This is a genomic window from Streptococcus sp. SN3 (assembly GCF_030439905.1).
The window spans coordinates 12,402-29,156 of sequence record NZ_JAQFJF010000012.1 but is presented as its reverse complement, the minus strand read 5'-3'; the positions used below and the strand labels follow the sequence as shown (position 1 = coordinate 29,156).

13 protein-coding genes are annotated in these 16,755 nt (G+C 38.6%); 12 read left to right on the top strand and 1 reads right to left on the bottom strand.

Going from position 1 to position 16,755, the window contains the following annotated elements; genetic code table 11:
• Positions 1-121 precede the first annotated feature (121 nt).
• The 4 genes from PCY71_RS14360 to PCY71_RS14345 all read left to right on the top strand — a co-directional run bounded on the left by PCY71_RS14360 (position 122) and on the right by PCY71_RS14345 (position 8,156).
• Positions 122-4,318 carry an NACHT domain-containing NTPase gene (locus PCY71_RS14360; RefSeq protein ID WP_301412802.1) on the top strand — a complete coding sequence of 1,399 codons (4,197 nt, stop codon included), beginning with the start codon at positions 122-124 and terminating at the stop codon, positions 4,316-4,318.
• A 93-nt stretch (positions 4,319-4,411) separates the two neighbouring features.
• Positions 4,412-7,057, top strand: coding sequence for a DNA polymerase I (gene polA, locus PCY71_RS14355; protein ID WP_301412801.1), 2,646 nt, complete (start codon positions 4,412-4,414; stop codon positions 7,055-7,057).
• A 166-nt stretch (positions 7,058-7,223) separates the two neighbouring features.
• On the top strand, positions 7,224-7,661 hold the full coding sequence (locus tag PCY71_RS14350) for a CoA-binding protein (RefSeq protein WP_301412800.1): 438 nt from the start codon (positions 7,224-7,226) through the stop codon (positions 7,659-7,661).
• A complete protein-coding gene (locus tag PCY71_RS14345; RefSeq protein WP_134971901.1) occupies positions 7,662-8,156 on the top strand; it encodes a kinase in 495 nt (164 codons plus the stop codon).
• A gap of 257 nt (positions 8,157-8,413) precedes the next feature.
• Here the strand turns inward: PCY71_RS14345 and PCY71_RS14340 are convergent, their stop codons facing one another.
• Positions 8,414-9,259 carry a DUF975 family protein gene (locus PCY71_RS14340; RefSeq protein WP_301412799.1) on the bottom strand — a complete coding sequence of 282 codons (846 nt, stop codon included), beginning with the start codon at positions 9,257-9,259 and terminating at the stop codon, positions 8,414-8,416.
• Between the two features lie 200 nt (positions 9,260-9,459).
• On the opposite strand from PCY71_RS14340, the gene tgt reads away from it, so the two are divergent.
• The 8 genes from tgt (at position 9,460) to rplB (ending at position 16,718) form a co-directional block, all read left to right on the top strand.
• The gene (gene tgt / locus PCY71_RS14335; RefSeq protein ID WP_301412798.1) at positions 9,460-10,602 is read left to right on the top strand and encodes a tRNA guanosine(34) transglycosylase Tgt; all 1,143 of its coding nucleotides are present in this window, start codon (positions 9,460-9,462) and stop codon (positions 10,600-10,602) included.
• A gap of 25 nt (positions 10,603-10,627) precedes the next feature.
• A complete protein-coding gene (locus tag PCY71_RS14330; protein WP_301412797.1) occupies positions 10,628-11,272 on the top strand; it encodes a uridine kinase in 645 nt (214 codons plus the stop codon).
• Positions 11,273-11,451: 179 nt separating this feature from the next.
• Entirely contained in the window at positions 11,452-13,269 is a 1,818-nt protein-coding gene (locus PCY71_RS14325) for an acyltransferase family protein (protein WP_301412796.1), read from the top strand.
• A 515-nt stretch (positions 13,270-13,784) separates the two neighbouring features.
• The gene (gene rpsJ / locus PCY71_RS14320) at positions 13,785-14,093 is read left to right on the top strand and encodes a 30S ribosomal protein S10 (protein WP_002894478.1); all 309 of its coding nucleotides are present in this window, start codon (positions 13,785-13,787) and stop codon (positions 14,091-14,093) included.
• Between the two features lie 203 nt (positions 14,094-14,296).
• A complete protein-coding gene (gene rplC, locus PCY71_RS14315; RefSeq protein ID WP_301412795.1) occupies positions 14,297-14,923 on the top strand; it encodes a 50S ribosomal protein L3 in 627 nt (208 codons plus the stop codon).
• Positions 14,924-14,947: 24 nt separating this feature from the next.
• Complete coding sequence (gene rplD, locus PCY71_RS14310; RefSeq protein ID WP_301412794.1) at positions 14,948-15,571, top strand: 50S ribosomal protein L4; 624 nt, start codon at positions 14,948-14,950, stop codon at positions 15,569-15,571.
• Entirely contained in the window at positions 15,571-15,867 is a 297-nt protein-coding gene (locus PCY71_RS14305) for a 50S ribosomal protein L23 (RefSeq protein WP_003075202.1), read from the top strand. Before rplD ends, PCY71_RS14305 begins: the two co-directional genes overlap by 1 nt.
• Positions 15,868-15,884: 17 nt before the next feature.
• Positions 15,885-16,718, top strand: a complete 834-nt coding sequence (gene rplB, locus PCY71_RS14300) for a 50S ribosomal protein L2 (protein WP_003071334.1) — start codon at positions 15,885-15,887, stop codon at positions 16,716-16,718.
• The last annotated feature ends 37 nt before the right edge of the window (positions 16,719-16,755 follow it).

Here is a 16,755-nt window from a genome sequence, read left to right as displayed (position 1 = left end):
TTTTCTTTTGGAGAAGGCGAGTGATTTTTTAGGTTTTATTTATGCATTTTATGGGAATTTGATGTTTTTTATATTATAATTACGACATAACGATCATAACAAGGAGAAGTTATTATTAGTAATGAAAAAGAAAACATCTTGGAGCAATTTTGAATGTATACATAGTGATGTAACAGATACTTTTGAACAATTATGTAGAATATTATTTAAAAGGCAATTTTTAGATAACACTCACGTCTTAACTTCAAGTCCAAATCATCCAGGTATTGAAGTTTCACCTATTTATAGTCCTAAAGTGAAAAGAACGATTGCTTTTCAGTCAAAATATTTTTTAGGTAGAGTAGATTATTCTCAAATTCTAAAATCAGTAAACAAAACTATCGGGAGATATGTTGATCAACTTGATGTCTTCTATCTTTACTGTAATAAGGATTTAACATTAACAAGTCAAAGTTATAAAAGAATTGAATCAACTTTGAAGAGTGTAGATATTGAACTAAGAGTTATTAGTAATAATGAAATACTAACTCAGGTTTCGCAGTATACAGATTTACAATCCTTCTTTTTTGAGAATCACATCATAACGAGGGATTGGTTTGTAACCTATAATCAATTATCATTTGATTCATTAGGTATGAGGTATAATCCAAGGTTCAATGTTGAGATCGGAATGGATGAAAAAATTCATCTTTTTACTAGGAATCAAAAAGCTATTGATAAAATTAATAGTAAAAAAACAGAACTCATCAAAGAGCTAGATACGCTTTATAACTTAAGAGAAAGTCAGATAATTCTTAAAATTAAGGAATTTATTAATAGCTTAGGAGATGTAACAATTGAAAATATTGATGAGTGTTTAGATTGGAATGCCAAGATTAATCGAAGTTTTAAGTCAGAACTTGAAGAATTAGCTAAAAATAGGAAAGAACTAAAAACTAAAATAGGTCAAACTAGCGATTTGTCTCAAGAGAGTCATAATAAAATCTTCAGTCAGGTACGTGATATAGATGGATTGATAAATTATTTATATTACTTTGGTTGTTCAAAAGAAGAAGAGGCTCTGATTAATGATAAAATGCTTGTTGTAACTGGAGAAGCTGGTATGGGAAAAACTCAATTACTCGCAAATTCTGTAAAGGAGACAATGAGTGAGGATGGGTATGCACTTCTTTTGTTAGGCCATCACTATTTATCTACTAGTGATATTTCTAAACAAATTATGGAGAAATTTGAATTTGATTATGGATTCCGTGAATTCTTAGATATGTTGGATATTCTGGGGGAGATTGAGAATCAGCACATATATATTTTTATTGATGCAATTAATGAGACTCCAAATCGAAGTGTGTGGAAGAATGGATTATCAACGATTATTTCAGAAATATGCAGGCGAAAACATATTAAACTTGTACTGTCTGTGAGAACAGGATATGAAAAACTCGTTTTTGAAGAAAATATGATAGAACGACTAAAAAGTGGGGAACTTTTAAGAATTACGCATCATGGTTTTCGAGATGATTCTGTAGTAGCAATTAAAGAGTTTCTAAATTTTCACAATATTCCATTTTCGCCATCTGAGTTATTAAACTATGAGATGACGAATCCGTTGTTTTTAACTTTATTCTGTAAAACATATAATGGAGAGGAATTAAATCTTTTTCAAATGTTTGAGCGTTTTATTACTCTAATTGATGAAGAAATTCAGAAAGCTTTAGGTATTCCGGATTCGGGTAAAATATTAAAAAAATTATTATTAGAAATTGCCGAATGTCAACTTAGTAATAGTAATAATTATCTTATCGAGGAAGATCTATTTCAAATGAACTTTTGGTCATATTACGGCATTCAAAGTAAACCATACTTCCTTTCCTTTCTGCTTAAGTCAGGTCTAATGATTGGCAATGTACGTCAAGATAAAGAAGTGTATTCCTTTGGGTATAATCTATTAGAGGATTATCTTAAAGCTCAAAAGATTATGGAGTTTTCGTTTAAAAAGGAAGAATTAGAGTCTTATCTTGAAAAAGAGTTATTGAAAATCGAAAATGGAGAGATTCAAAATAACAATAACATAGATACTTTTCTCTTTGTATCTTGTTTCTATTTTAAAAAATATGATGAAGACTGTATAAAATTGATTGAAAAGATTTCTAACGAATATGATTGTTATGATTTAGCAAATAGATATTTAAAGAGTTTTTCTTGGCGACCAGTAGATACAGTAAATAGAGAGCTCTTTAGAAATATTGCAAATAAATACCCTACAAATTATCAAGATGTTTTCAATGTTTTAATCGAAAATGCGATTAAAGAAAACAGCTCTATAAATTCAGAGTTCTTACATGAAATTCTTTTTCCAAAGAAGTTAAATAAACGTGACAGTTTTTGGTTGCCATTTATTAATAATTTAACAAATGAATATGAGAGAGTTTTTCAATTGATTTGCCTGTTTGATGAAGGCAATAATATTGATTCTCTTTCGAAAGAGAAAATTAAGTTACTTTTGGTATTATTCACATGGATGCTAGCTTCTTCCAATAGAAGATTACGTGATATAACCTCAAAAGCAATGATTGAAATTTTAAAGAATAATTTCGAGTTTAGTGAATATCTATTACAAAAATTTGAAACAGTTAATGATCCTTACATTATTCAAAGATTATATGGAATTGTTTTTGGTGCCTGTACTAAAAAAGAAACCCCTTATGAAAATGAGTTTCAATCCTTAGCAGAATTTATCTATTCAAGTATATTTGATAAAAAATTCAACTATCCAGATATTTTACTGAGGGATTATGCGAGATTGGTTATTGAAAGATTTTTAATTGAATTTCCTAGAAATAGTGCCAAAATAGACCGTTTAAATATAATTCCTCCGTATAATTCTAAGCCGATTCCTATTGTCACTCCTAGTACCTATAGTAGCTCGGATAGTAAAAGAGGAGGCTTTGACAGAATAGATACTTCTATGAGACCAGAAGGTGTCGGTATGTACGGTGATTTTGGAAGATATACTTTCCAATCAGCACTAAATCGGTTCAAGAACGTTGACATTGAGAATCTATATCATTATGCAATGCAATATATTCGAGATGAGTTGGGATATTCAGATGAATTGTTTACTGAATATGACATTTCATGTGGACACCCTCTTGATAGAGGAAGAAATCACACTATTGAGAGAATTGGAAAGAAATACCAATGGATTGCATTTTATAATATTCTAGCAAGGGTTTCAGACTTTCATAAGTTAAAGGGTTGGGGCAACTCATCTGATGAAGAATATAAAGGTGCTTGGGAACCTTATGTTAGAGATTTTGATCCTACTTTAAATTGTCATTTCATGCTGCCTTTAGAATCACTTCCGAAATTCAATATTGAATATAATGAAAACTTTATTGAAGATACAGGAGTTAATAATCAACAAATTATTGAGTGGATTTTACACAAAACAAGTTTGTTTTATATGCCTTTAACTTATAAAGATAATGATGGGACAGAATGGACATTGCTTTATCAGCATAAAGAAATTAAAAACCAAAAAGATGAAGCTTCTGGTGCATTTTCATGGTTTTGTGAAGGTCATCAGAGAATGTGGAGAATTGTTAAAGCATATTTTGTAAAAAACAGTGAATTTGACTCTTTAAAATCTAATTTTGAAGATAAGGAGATGTTCAAAAAAGGAATGCCGGCTGAAGTACCATCTTTATATCAGATATATAACAGAGAGTTCCCATGGTCACCAGGTGTGAAAGAATTTGTAGGAGATTTTTGGTTCAACTATAATGTAGAAACTGATGAGGAAGAAATTAAACGTCAAAAAGTTTTTGATTTCATTCAGTCTGGCGAAGAGATTGAACTTGTTGAAAAAGAAGAGCATGTTACTGTTAAAGTAAAAAAGACTCTTGCCAAACTTTTACCTGCCCATATTCATTTTTGCTGGGAAGAAGAATATGATGCTTCTAAAAAAGAAACTATTTCATTCGATATTCCTTGCCCAGAATTGCTTGACAAGTTACATTTAGTTCAGAGGAAGTATGATGGATATTTTTTTAGTCAAGATGGAGACTTAGTAGCTTTTGATGGTGAACTAACAAATTCTATAAATGGATTAATTATCAGAAAAGATTATCTTGATAAATTTTTACAAGAAAATGATTTAAGCATATTTTGGGATTTTGTTGGAGAAAAACAATACTTTACGGAATCTCCGCGAGAACAATATTACAGTCGCTGGAAGGGCTTTTTCTGGATGGTTAATTCTGAAATTCAATCAGATATTGATTTAGCTGAGCAGAAACTAGGGGGTACTGATTTTTAAATTAAGTGAAACTTGATTTAAGATTTTATTTTATATGAAGGATGCGAAATTTATGACTTTTGGGTGTTGCTTGATGTGTGTTATAATAAACCTATGGAAAAAAAGAACAAGTTATTATTAATCGACGGTTCGTCCGTTGCTTTTCGCGCTTTTTTTGCGCTTTATAATCAAATCGACCGTTTCAAGAGTCCATCGGGTCTGCACACCAATGCCATCTATGGCTTCCATCTCATGCTCAATCACTTGATGGAGCGCGTGCAGCCGACTCATATCTTGGTAGCTTTTGATGCTGGCAAGACGACCTTCCGGACCGAGATGTACGCCGACTATAAGGCTGGTAGGGCCAAGACACCGGATGAATTTCGGGAGCAGCTGCCCTTTATCCGAGAAATGCTGGACTACTTAGGCATCCGCTACTACGACTTGGCTCAGTACGAGGCAGATGACATCATCGGAACCTTGGATAAGATGGCTGAAAAGATAGCTGTGCCTTACGATGTGACCATTGTCAGCGGCGATAAAGACTTGATTCAGCTGACGGATGATAATACCGTGGTGGAGATTTCCAAGAAAGGTGTGGCTGAGTTCGAAGAATTCACTCCAGCCTACTTGATGGAAAAGATGGGAATTAATCCTGTTCAATTTATTGACCTCAAGGCTTTAATGGGCGATAAATCAGATAATATTCCCGGTGTGACTAAAATCGGAGAGAAAACGGGGCTCAAGCTTCTTTTGGAATATGGTTCTCTGGAAGGCATTTATAACAGCATTGACCAAATGAAGCAGTCTAAGATGAAGGAAAATCTCATTAAGGATAAGGAAATAGCTTTCTTGTCTAGAAAGCTTGTCACTATTGACACTCAAGCTCCGATTGAAATCGGGCTGGATGATTTGGTTTATAAGGGTCCGCAGATAGAGACCCTGAGCAAGTTCTATGACGAGATGGGCTTTAAACAATTTAAGCAAGCGCTAGAAGCAGAGATAGATCCAGAGGAAACGACTGACATTACTTTTGAAGAAGTGACGGAAGTTTGTCCAGAAATGCTCAGTGCAGACGGTTTTTTCTACTTTGAAATGTTGGGGGACAATTACCACATAGACGAGATGGTTGGCTTTGCTTGGGGAAATTCACAGCAGATTTATGCCAGTCAGGACATCAGTCTTTTGCAGCAGCCGGTTTTCAAAGAATTTCTGGAAAATACAGCCTTGAAGGTTTATGACTTTAAACGCTCTAAAGTCTTACTCAGTCGCTTAGGCATTGAGCTTTCGCAACCAGCGTTTGATAGTCGTTTAGCTAAGTACCTTCTTTCGACCGTTGATAACAATGAAATTGCAACGATTGCTAATCTTTATGGCAAGACTAGACTCGTTGAAGATGAAGTGGTTTATGGAAAAGGAGCTAAGCGGGCATTGCCTGAAAAAGCTATTTTATTGAGCCATCTAGCCAAAAAAGTCACAGTTCTCGTTGAAACGGAAAAGCCTATGACGGACTTGCTACGTCAGCACGATCAACTTAATCTCCTGTACGAAATGGAGCAGCCGCTAGCTTTTGTCCTTGCTAAGATGGAAATTGCTGGTATCAAGGTAGAGCGCGAAACATTGCAAACGATGCAGACTGAAAATGAGGAAGTTTTAGCTCGACTAACTCAGGAAATTTATGACTTAGCAGGGGAAGAGTTTAATATCAATTCGCCTAAACAGTTGGGAGGCATTCTCTTTGAAAAACTGGGTCTGCCAACATCTTTCACTAAGAAAACCAAAACAGGCTACTCTACGGCAGTAGATGTATTGGAACGTTTGGCACCGATTGCACCGATTGTGGAGAAGATTTTGGACTATCGGCAAATTGCTAAAATTCAATCAACCTATGTTATGGGGCTACAGGATTGGATTTTAGCAGATGGAAAGATTCATACTCGTTATCTTCAAGATTTGACCCAGACAGGAAGACTATCTAGCGTGGATCCCAATCTGCAAAATATTCCAATTCGTTTGGAGCAAGGACGCTTAATTCGGAAAGCTTTTGTGCCGGAGTGGAAGGATAGTGTCTTGCTCAGTTCCGACTACTCACAAATTGAGCTGCGCGTTTTGGCGCATATTTCGGGTGATGAACATTTAATTGAAGCATTCAGACATGGAGCTGATATTCACACTTCGACAGCTATGCGGGTTTTTGGTATTGAAAAGCCAGAGGATGTGACACCAAATGATCGCCGTAATGCTAAAGCTGTCAACTTTGGTGTTGTTTACGGGATTTCTGATTTTGGACTTGCCAACAATCTGGGGATTAGCCGTAAAGAAGCTAAATCTTATATTGATACTTATTTTGAACGCTATCCTGGAATTAAGAATTATATGGAAAATGTGGTACGAGAGGCTCGAGATAAAGGCTATGTAGAAACTCTCTTCCACCGTCGTCGGGAGATTCCAGATATTAATTCTCGTAATTTCAATGTCCGAGGATTTGCAGAACGAACAGCAATCAATTCGCCGATTCAGGGCAGTGCAGCTGATATTCTCAAAATTGCTATGATTCGGCTGGATCAAGCTCTGACAGATAGGAATTTTAAAACTAGGATGTTGCTGCAAGTTCATGACGAAATTGTGCTGGAAGTACCTGAAAACGAACTGACCGCTATCAAAACGCTGGTCAAAGACATCATGGAATCTGCCATTGAACTTGTTGTACCCTTGAAAGCGGACGAAAGTGCTGGCAAGACCTGGTATGAAGCGAAGTAGAATCAAAAGTACCCCAAAGAGCTATATCATTCTGATTTTTTAGCTGTGTTCAGTTCAGATCAGAAACTTTCAAGGCAAAGACATCAACTTTATAAAATATTTGTGTTTCTGGTTCAAAAAGGGACGGTATGGCTCACGATACATGAAAGATTACGGAGAAAATTTTATGACCTATCATTTTCAAAATCCCAGCGATGGGGTTATCAAACAGTATTTAAAAAATAGCAAGGTGATTGCGGTTGTTGGCTTGTCGGATCGTGAGGAGGCAACTAGCCATCGTGTATCCAAAGAGATGCAAGAGAGAGGCTATCGGATTATTCCGATTAATCCACGAGCAGCTGGTAGGAAAATTCTAGGCGAGACTGTGTATGCTAGTCTAAAGGACATTCCTTTTTCTATTGACATTGTAGATATTTATCGTCGCAGTGAATTTCTGCCAGATGTGGCGCGTGATTTTCTGGAAGCAGATGCCAAGATTTTCTGGGTTCAACTGGGTTTGGAGAATGAAGAAGCGGAGCAGATTCTGCGGGCAGCTGGTCGGGATGATATTGTCATGGATCGCTGTATCAAGCAGGAGCACACCCGTCTAATTTTCGGAGAATAAATGGCAACATTGGTGATTATCAGAGGTAATTCTGGTTCAGGAAAAACGAGTTTGGCAAAGAAATTGCAAGAATACTATGGTCGAAAGACGCTGCTCATCTCACAAGATATCGTTCGTCGTGATATGCTGAAAGAAAAGGTCAAGCCGGGCAATCTATCAATCTCTTTGACAGAAACGATCGCCCGCTATGACTATGAGCGAGATTTGTTGGTTATCGTTGAAGGTTTTTATGAAACAGATATTTATGGGCAAATGCTAGAAAAATTGCATACTCTATTTTATCCAAAAGTTCTGTCTTACTATTATGATTTAACGTTTGAAGAGACAGTTCGCCGTCACCAAACGAGGAACAAGAAAGCAGACTTTAGTCCAGCTGATATGAAACGTTGGTGGAAAGAATGTGATTTTTTGGGTTGGGAGGAAGCGATATTTACAGATCAGGTTTCGCTGGAAGATGCTTTTCAAAAAATTTCAAAAAATATCAATTTGTTATAAAAAATTAAGGTTGATTTAAGCTAACTTGGTTATACTATGTTTATCAAATGAAGACCTCCTAACTTTATTTGATAGAAATCCTAAACTTTTTCATAATAATCTCCCTAATAAAAGTCACCCATTGGTGGCTTTTTTCATATAAAGTTTGCAATATGACACTTTAGCTGAATCACTTTACGAAAAATGGATACAACTCAAAAGACTTGAACAGTTTGTTCAAGTCTTTTGTTGGATTGCCAATTGTTTCATGCAAGAAATTAATAAAAAATTGGAGTCTGATCTTGTTCCTTTAGCACAGCTTCATAGAAAAGAGATTGAGCTGTATAAACGTAAGGATAAACGTAAATGGAAGCAATGCCAAAAGTAATGGCGCTTAGTAAGTACCAACCGATAAAGGTTAAATCAAGAACAAATCGCTTTCCTTTATAACCTTTCATCATTTGGCGACTTGCACGGATGATTTTAAAGGCGCTCTCATAGCTCTGGTTTTCTAATGTATCACAAAGAATAAATTCTACTTGCGAATAAGCGTAATATTGAGGAAGTGCAATAATAATACCGATTACCATCAAAATAAAACCGATTAGAATATAAAGTAACAATGTCCCAACAGTTGTTTGAAGTGCAGTATTTTGTGAGAGAGCTTGAGAATTGGGGAGGAGTTTTATGACACTAAAACTAGCCAGAATCATCATGCCGCTTCCAATCCAGACGAAAATATTCCACAGAAATAGTAATACACGTTTGAGCAAAAGTGTCATGAAAACAGGACCAATTACTTTACTATCAAAAGTCCGAACTGAATCTGTAAAATGCACCTCTTGCCGTTTTCCACGAATGACTTCCAGTAAGGTCCAAAAAGTAGCCGTCAAAAAGAAGGATACGATAAAACTAATCGCGATTGGGAAAAGAGAACGATTGATTCCGTGGACAATCGTCTTTTGAATGCCATATTGTAAGATATTATTGGAAAAGGTATCTGAAGAATAATTGTAAACAACGGAAATAATCGCCGTTAGAATTGGTACTAAAAAGAGTGCATAGATACCTTTGGTTTGACGTTGGATACGACGAGCCTCTGCCCGCAATTCACTTAAATTCATATTTGCCTCCTAATTTGAAACATATTATACCATATTTTGGAGTCAAGTTAATCATAGCTGGCAGAAAACCTTTTGAAAAAATTACTGCTTTATCTTTCCTCTTTTTTTTGATAAAATCATACAGGATGTTGTGAGCAAGTGAAACTCACACACTATAGAATGAAGATCTGGGACTGTTTTTCCCAGCATCGGAGGTAAAAATGTCAAATTCACCGATTCAGTATCGTTTGATTAAAAAAGAAAAGCACACAGGTGCTCGCTTGGGAGAGATTATCACACCTCATGGCACCTTTCCAACACCTATGTTTATGCCGGTCGGCACTCAGGCTACGGTCAAGACTCAATCTCCTGAGGAGCTCAAGCAAATGGGCTCTGGTATCATCTTGGCCAATACTTACCATCTCTGGTTGCGACCGGGTGATGAGCTGATTGCTCGTGCGGGTGGGCTGCACAAGTTCATGAACTGGGATCAAGCTATTCTAACGGATAGCGGCGGTTTTCAGGTTTATTCCTTGGCAGACAGCCGCAATATCACAGAAGAAGGTGTGACCTTTAAAAATCACCTCAACGGCTCTAAGATGTTTTTGTCGCCAGAAAAAGCGATTTCTATTCAGAACAATCTGGGAAGTGACATCATGATGTCTTTTGATGAATGCCCGCAGTTCTACCAACCGTATGATTATGTCAAGAAATCCATTGAGCGGACGAGTCGCTGGGCAGAGCGTGGGCTTAAAGCTCACAGTCGCCCTCACGATCAAGGACTCTTTGGGATTGTGCAGGGAGCTGGTTTTGAAGATCTGCGTCGTCAATCGGCGCATGATTTGGTCAGCATGGATTTTCCAGGTTATTCTATCGGTGGACTAGCTGTCGGAGAGTCTCACGAAGAGATGAATGCAGTGCTAGACTTCACAACGCCTATGCTGCCCGAAAGCAAACCTCGCTATCTCATGGGAGTTGGAGCGCCGGATAGTTTGATAGACGGTGTGATTCGGGGCGTTGATATGTTTGATTGCGTCCTGCCAACTCGGATTGCCCGAAACGGCACCTGTATGACCAGCGAAGGACGCTTGGTGATTAAGAATGCTCAGTTTGCAGAAGATTTTACACCACTAGATCATGATTGCGATTGTTATACGTGTAAAAATTATACACGAGCCTATATTCGTCATTTACTAAAAGCTGATGAAACATTTGGCTTGCGTCTAACTAGCTATCATAATCTTTATTTCTTGGTTAATCTGATGAAAAAGGTTCGTCAAGCTATTTTAGATGATAATCTACTAGAATTTCGTGAAGACTTTGTCGAGCGTTACGGCTACAATCGATCCAAGAGGAATTTTTAAGAAATTTTATTTGAAAGGATAAACTATGTCTGATGAAGAAAAATTGCTGGAAAGATTGACAGCATATCTGTCAAACGACCAAAAACATACCCTGCGTATTTACGGTCATGGTGCTTCAGGCAAGTCAACTTTCGCTCGAAAACTCCAACTAATTCTGGGTGAGGAACGAGCCAATCTGCTGGCAACAGATCCTTACGTAATTGTTGGAGAGTATCGAGATTTACTCAGTTCTAAGGATTTTCCTCATCAAAAAGTAACAGCCTATCTCCCGGCTGTTCATGAGCTCAGTAGTCTAGAACGAGATATTCGTGCTTTGCAGTCTGGTCTGGATATCTTGACGATAGGTACAGCTTGGGCATCCAGCCTCCGCTTGTCAGCTCAAAAGCCGATTTTAATAGTAGAAGGCATGTCAGCAGCTTTTTTACCAAAGAATCTGTTTGATTTATCTATTTGCTTTCACACGGATGAGGGGACAGAGCTGGAGCGCCGCTTGGCTCGAGATACAGCCGTTCGAGGTCGCGATGTGCACTGGATTCGGCAAGTGCACACCAGCCGCCGCCAGCAATATGAACACTACTATAAAATGTATCAGGAAGAGGCTGATTTTCTCATCAGCCAGACTGAAGAGGGCTTTGGAATAGATAAAATAAGCAATGGACTTGGAAAATAAAATTCCAGGTCTTTTGTTTTTTTGGCTTATTTTTTGGTAAAATAGAATAAAATAGATTTTATAGCAACGTTGCTAAATGCAGCAATTAACAGAATTTTTGGCTTGCTTGACTCAGCAGTGATGTAGGCTTGCGGGAGTTGGTCGGTCTGTAGCAGTAGTGAAAAGGATTTAGGAGAAATATGCGTATCAAATGGTTTTCAATGGTTCGAGTGACAGGCTTATTGCTGGTTCTCTTGTATCACTTTTTTCAAAAATTATTTCCTGGGGGATTTCTCGGTGTTGATGTCTTTTTCACCTTTTCAGGTTTTCTGATTACAGCGCTCTTGATTGATGAGTTTTCTCAGAGTAAAAAAATAGAGCTTCTAGCCTTCTTTCGACGGCGTTTTTATCGGATTGTTCCCCCTGTCATCGTCATGGTATTGGTGGTCATGCCCTTTACCTTTTTGATTCGGCGGGATTTTGTAGCCGGTATTGGAACGCAGATTGCAGCAGTCATGGGCTTTGTGACTAACTTTTACGAAATGATGACAGGTGGAAGCTACGAGGCTCAGTTTATTCCACATTTATTTGTCCATAACTGGAGTCTGGCTGTAGAGGTTCATTATTATCTACTTTGGGGACTGGCTGTTTGGTTCCTAGCCAAATATTGCAAAACAGCCGGTCAGTTGAGGGGCAGTATCTTTTTGCTGTCTTCGTTGGGCTTTCTTATCAGCTTTCTCAGTATGTTTATTGGCAGCCTTTTAGGATTCAGTTTTTCGGGGCTTTATTTCTCGACCTGGACTCACATTTATCCTTTCTTTGTCGGCAGTATCCTAGCGACCTTGACCGGTATCAAACAGATGACAGGCCTGTTAAAGAAAATAATTCGCTCCTGGTCTTTGCGAGAGGCTTGTCTGGTCTTTGCGGCGGGAGCGGGTCTCTTAGGCGTGATGATGCTTTGGATCAAGTTTGATTCGCTTTTTACCTATTTGCTTGGTTTTCTTTTGGCTAGTTTGTCAGCGGCGGCTATGATATTGGCTACACGGGTCTTGCATGAGAAGACTCCTGACCTAAAAGAACCGCTAGTTTTGACAGTGATTGCTGATACGAGTTATGGAATCTATCTTTTCCATTGGCCTTTCTACACGATTTTTTCACAGCTGATGGGCAATCTGCCTGCAGTGATGTTAACAAGTCTTCTTTCTCTTGCTTTTGCTGGACTGTCCTTTTATGTTATTGAGCCAATCATTGCTGGGAAGTCCCCTGCTTTTCTCGGTTGGGACTTGCATTTTACGCAGTTGAAAAAGGTCTTGGCAATGAGTTCCGTAGGTTTGCTTCTTATCAGCCTGCTGGCTATCGGACTTGCTCCGAAGATTGGGGCATTTGAGACAGATATGCTAGTCAATGGTCTTCATCAGGCTGACACCAAGCTAAATCGGACTAAAAGTCTTGCAGAAAAAGGAGAAGCTAGTAGTTACAATATTGCAGATGGTGTGACGATTATTGGTGACTCCGTTACCTTACGGGCTAGTACTCCGCTGAAGGAAGTCCTGCCGGATGCACAAGTTGATGCTCAAGGCAGTCGCAATACAGCTCAGGCTCGCGAAATTATGAGCAATAATGCCGCAGCTGGTGGTCTGCTCAAGACCGTCGTGGTAGCAACCGGTGTTAATGTTGTCTTTAACTACGAAGAAGAACTGAATGAGTTGGTCAAGACCCTACCGAAGGGACATCGGCTTATTCTGGTAACTCCTTACGATGGTAATTCAGACAAATATGACAATCCTGTCGCCGAAAAACATGCGCAATATGCCAGAGAGTTAGCCAAGAAATATGCTTACGTCACCATTGCCGATTGGAACACTACTGCCAAGCAGCACCCAGAAATCTGGGTAGGTAGTGATCATATCCACTTTGGAGAAGATGCCGACACAATTGCTGCAGGTGGTCGACTCTATGCGCAGGAAATTCAAAAGGCTGTCACAAAAGCAGCGGATGGGCCTGTAAAGCACAAGTAAATTCTTAGTGCATGGGGAAGTGCAAGTTTGTATTGATCATTCGATTTATCCTAGTAGTTAAAAATCTGTGCAAGCCTTTCAACTAAGCATGTAGGAAACAAACTGACTTTAAGCGTGGAAGGGGCAGATTGTCTTCTTATCCAAGCAATTCTACTTATTCAGATTAAAGAAAAAATGATTTGTAAATGTCAAGCCTCATTTTAAATGAGACTTGATTTTTTTGTGTTGGTACTTACGACTAATAAAGATTTCTATATTTAATCTCTTGCTTTTTCAGAAGATAGTAAAAGCTCAATAAGAAAGGGGAACGCTTTCAAATAAAAAAACTAAAAAACTTGCTCAAATCCCTTGCAATGCTTGGTTCTTTGTGTTAAGATATTATGGTGCTGTGAAAAACAGTCTATAGCTTTGATGCAAGAGGTTGCGACACGCTCGGTTGCATTGCCACGTGATCGCCTGTCGGTTTTCTTGTGGAGCTAGCCTATTATCTTAAATAGACGAAAAAGGAGAAAAAGATGGCAAACAAAAAAATCCGCATCCGTTTGAAAGCTTACGAACATCGTACACTTGACACAGCGGCTGCAAAAATCGTAGAAACTGCTACTCGTACAGGTGCTGAAGTTGCAGGTCCAATCCCACTTCCAACTGAACGCAGCCTCTACACAATCATTCGTGCGACTCATAAATATAAAGATTCTCGCGAACAATTTGAAATGCGCACGCACAAACGTTTGATCGACATCATTAACCCAACTCAAAAAACAGTTGACGCTTTGATGAAATTGGATCTTCCAAGTGGTGTGAACGTAGAGATTAAACTTTAATCAAATATTAAGAAATCGTTCAAATGAAATTGAACACAGGCTAAGAGCCGTGCAAAAAAGATAAACTTCCTAGTGTTCATCGAACACGGCGTCAGTTTTCTATTTTCGCTTCGCTCTTGACGCCCTTGGTATCTTAATCTTGAGCATAAAAAACGCTCGTTAAAAACTTTTTGAAAAAACTATAGAAAAGGAAACATTTTCTCATGACAAAAGGAATCTTAGGGAAAAAAGTGGGAATGACTCAAATCTTCACTGAAGCTGGCGAATTAATCCCTGTGACTGTTGTTGAAGCAGCTCCAAACGTTGTTCTTCAAGTGAAAACAGTTGAAACAGATGGTTACAACGCAGTTCAAGTTGGTTTTGATGACCTTCGTGACGTATTGAGCAACAAACCTGCTAAAGGACATGTAGCAAAAGCTAACACGGCTCCTAAGCGCTTCATTCGTGAATTCAAAAACATTGAAGGCTTAGAAGTTGGTGCAGAAATTACAGTTGACACTTTCGCAGCCGGCGATGTTGTTGATGTAACAGGAACTTCAAAAGGTAAAGGTTTCCAAGGTGTTATCAAACGCTACGGTCAATCTCGTGGGCCAATGGCTCACGGTTCTCGTTATCACCGTCGTCCTGGTTCAATGGGACCAGTTGCGCCTAACCGTGTTTTCAAAAATAAACACTTGGCAGGTCGTATGGGTGGAAATCGTGTAACAATTCAAAACCTTGAAATTGCACAAGTTGTTCCAGAGAAAAACGTTATCCTGATCAAAGGTAACGTACCTGGTGCTAAGAAATCTCTTATCACGATCAAATCAGCAGTTAAAGCTGGTAAATAATAAGGAAAGGGGAAATCAGTCACAATGGCAAACGTAAAATTATTTGACCAAACTGGTAAAGAAGCTGGTGAAGTAGTTCTTAACGATGCAGTATTTGGTATCGAACCAAATGAATCAGTTGTATTTGATGTTGTCATCAGTCAACGTGCAAGTCTTCGTCAAGGAACTCACGCTGTTAAAAACCGCTCTGCAGTATCAGGTGGCGGACGCAAACCATGGCGTCAAAAAGGAACTGGACGTGCGCGTCAAGGTTCTATTCGCTCTCCACAATGGCGTGGTGGTGGTACCGTATTTGGTCCAACTCCTCGTTCATACGCCTACAAACTTCCACAAAAAGTTCGTAGATTGGCACTTAAATCAGTTTATTCTGAAAAAGTTGCTGAAAACAAATTCGTAGCTGTAGACAGCCTTTCATTTACAGCTCCAAAAACTGCTGAGTTTGCGAAAGTACTTGCTGCGCTTAGCATTGACTCAAAAGTACTTGTAATTCTTGAAGAAGGAAATGAATTTGCTGCACTTTCAGCTCGTAACCTTCCAAATGTAAAAGTTGCAACTGCAACAACTGCAAGTGTTCTTGACGTCGTAAATAGCGACAAACTTCTTGTTACTAAAGAAGCTATCTCTACAATCGAGGAGGTTCTTGCATAATGAATTTGTATGACGTAATCAAAAAGCCTATCATTACAGAAAGCTCAATGGCTCTTCTTGAAGAAGGTAAATACGTATTTGAGGTGGACACTCGTGCTCATAAACTTCTTATCAAACAAGCAGTTGAAGCCGCTTTTGATGGAGTAAAGGTTGCAAACGTGAACACAATCAATGTAAAACCAAAAGCAAAACGTGTAGGGCGTTATACTGGTTTTACAAATAAAACTAAAAAAGCTATCATCACTCTTACAGCTGATTCTAAAGCAATCGAGTTGTTTGGTGCTGAAGCAGAATAATCTAAGGAGGAAATATCGTGGGAATCAGAGTTTATAAACCAACTACAAATGGTCGCCGTAATATGACTTCTTTGGATTTTGCCGAAATCACAACGAGCACTCCAGAAAAAACTTTGCTTGTTTCTTTGAACAACAAAGCCGGTCGTAATAACAACGGTCGTATCACTGTTCGTCACCAAGGCGGCGGACACAAACGCCACTATCGTTTAATTGACTTTAAACGCAATAAAGATGGTGTTGAAGCAGTCGTTAAAACAATTGAATACGATCCAAATCGTTCAGCGAATATCGCTCTTGTACATTACACTGATGGTGTAAAAGCTTATATCATCGCTCCTAAGGGCCTTGAAGTTGGCCAACGCATCGTTTCTGGACCAGAAGCAGATATCAAAGTCGGAAACGCTCTTCCACTCGCTAATATCCCAGTTGGTACATTGATTCATAATATTGAATTGAAACCAGGTCATGGCGGTGAATTAGTACGTGCTGCCGGAGCTTCTGCTCAAGTGTTGGGACAAGAAGGGAAATACGTCCTTGTCCGTCTTCAATCTGGTGAAGTTCGTATGATTCTTGGCACTTGCCGTGCCACAGTTGGTGTTGTCGGAAATGAACAACACGGTTTGGTTAATCTTGGTAAAGCAGGACGTAGCCGTTGGAAAGGTATTCGCCCAACAGTTCGCGGTTCTGTAATGAACCCTAACGATCACCCGCACGGTGGTGGTGAAGGTAAAGCACCAGTTGGTCGTAAAGCGCCATCTACTCCATGGGGCAAACCTGCTCTTGGACTTAAAACTCGTAATAAAAAAGCGAAATCTGACAAACTCATCGTTCGTCGTCGCAACGAGAAATAATCTAAAACAATCTATCCGCCAGCTCGGTAGCGCTGCT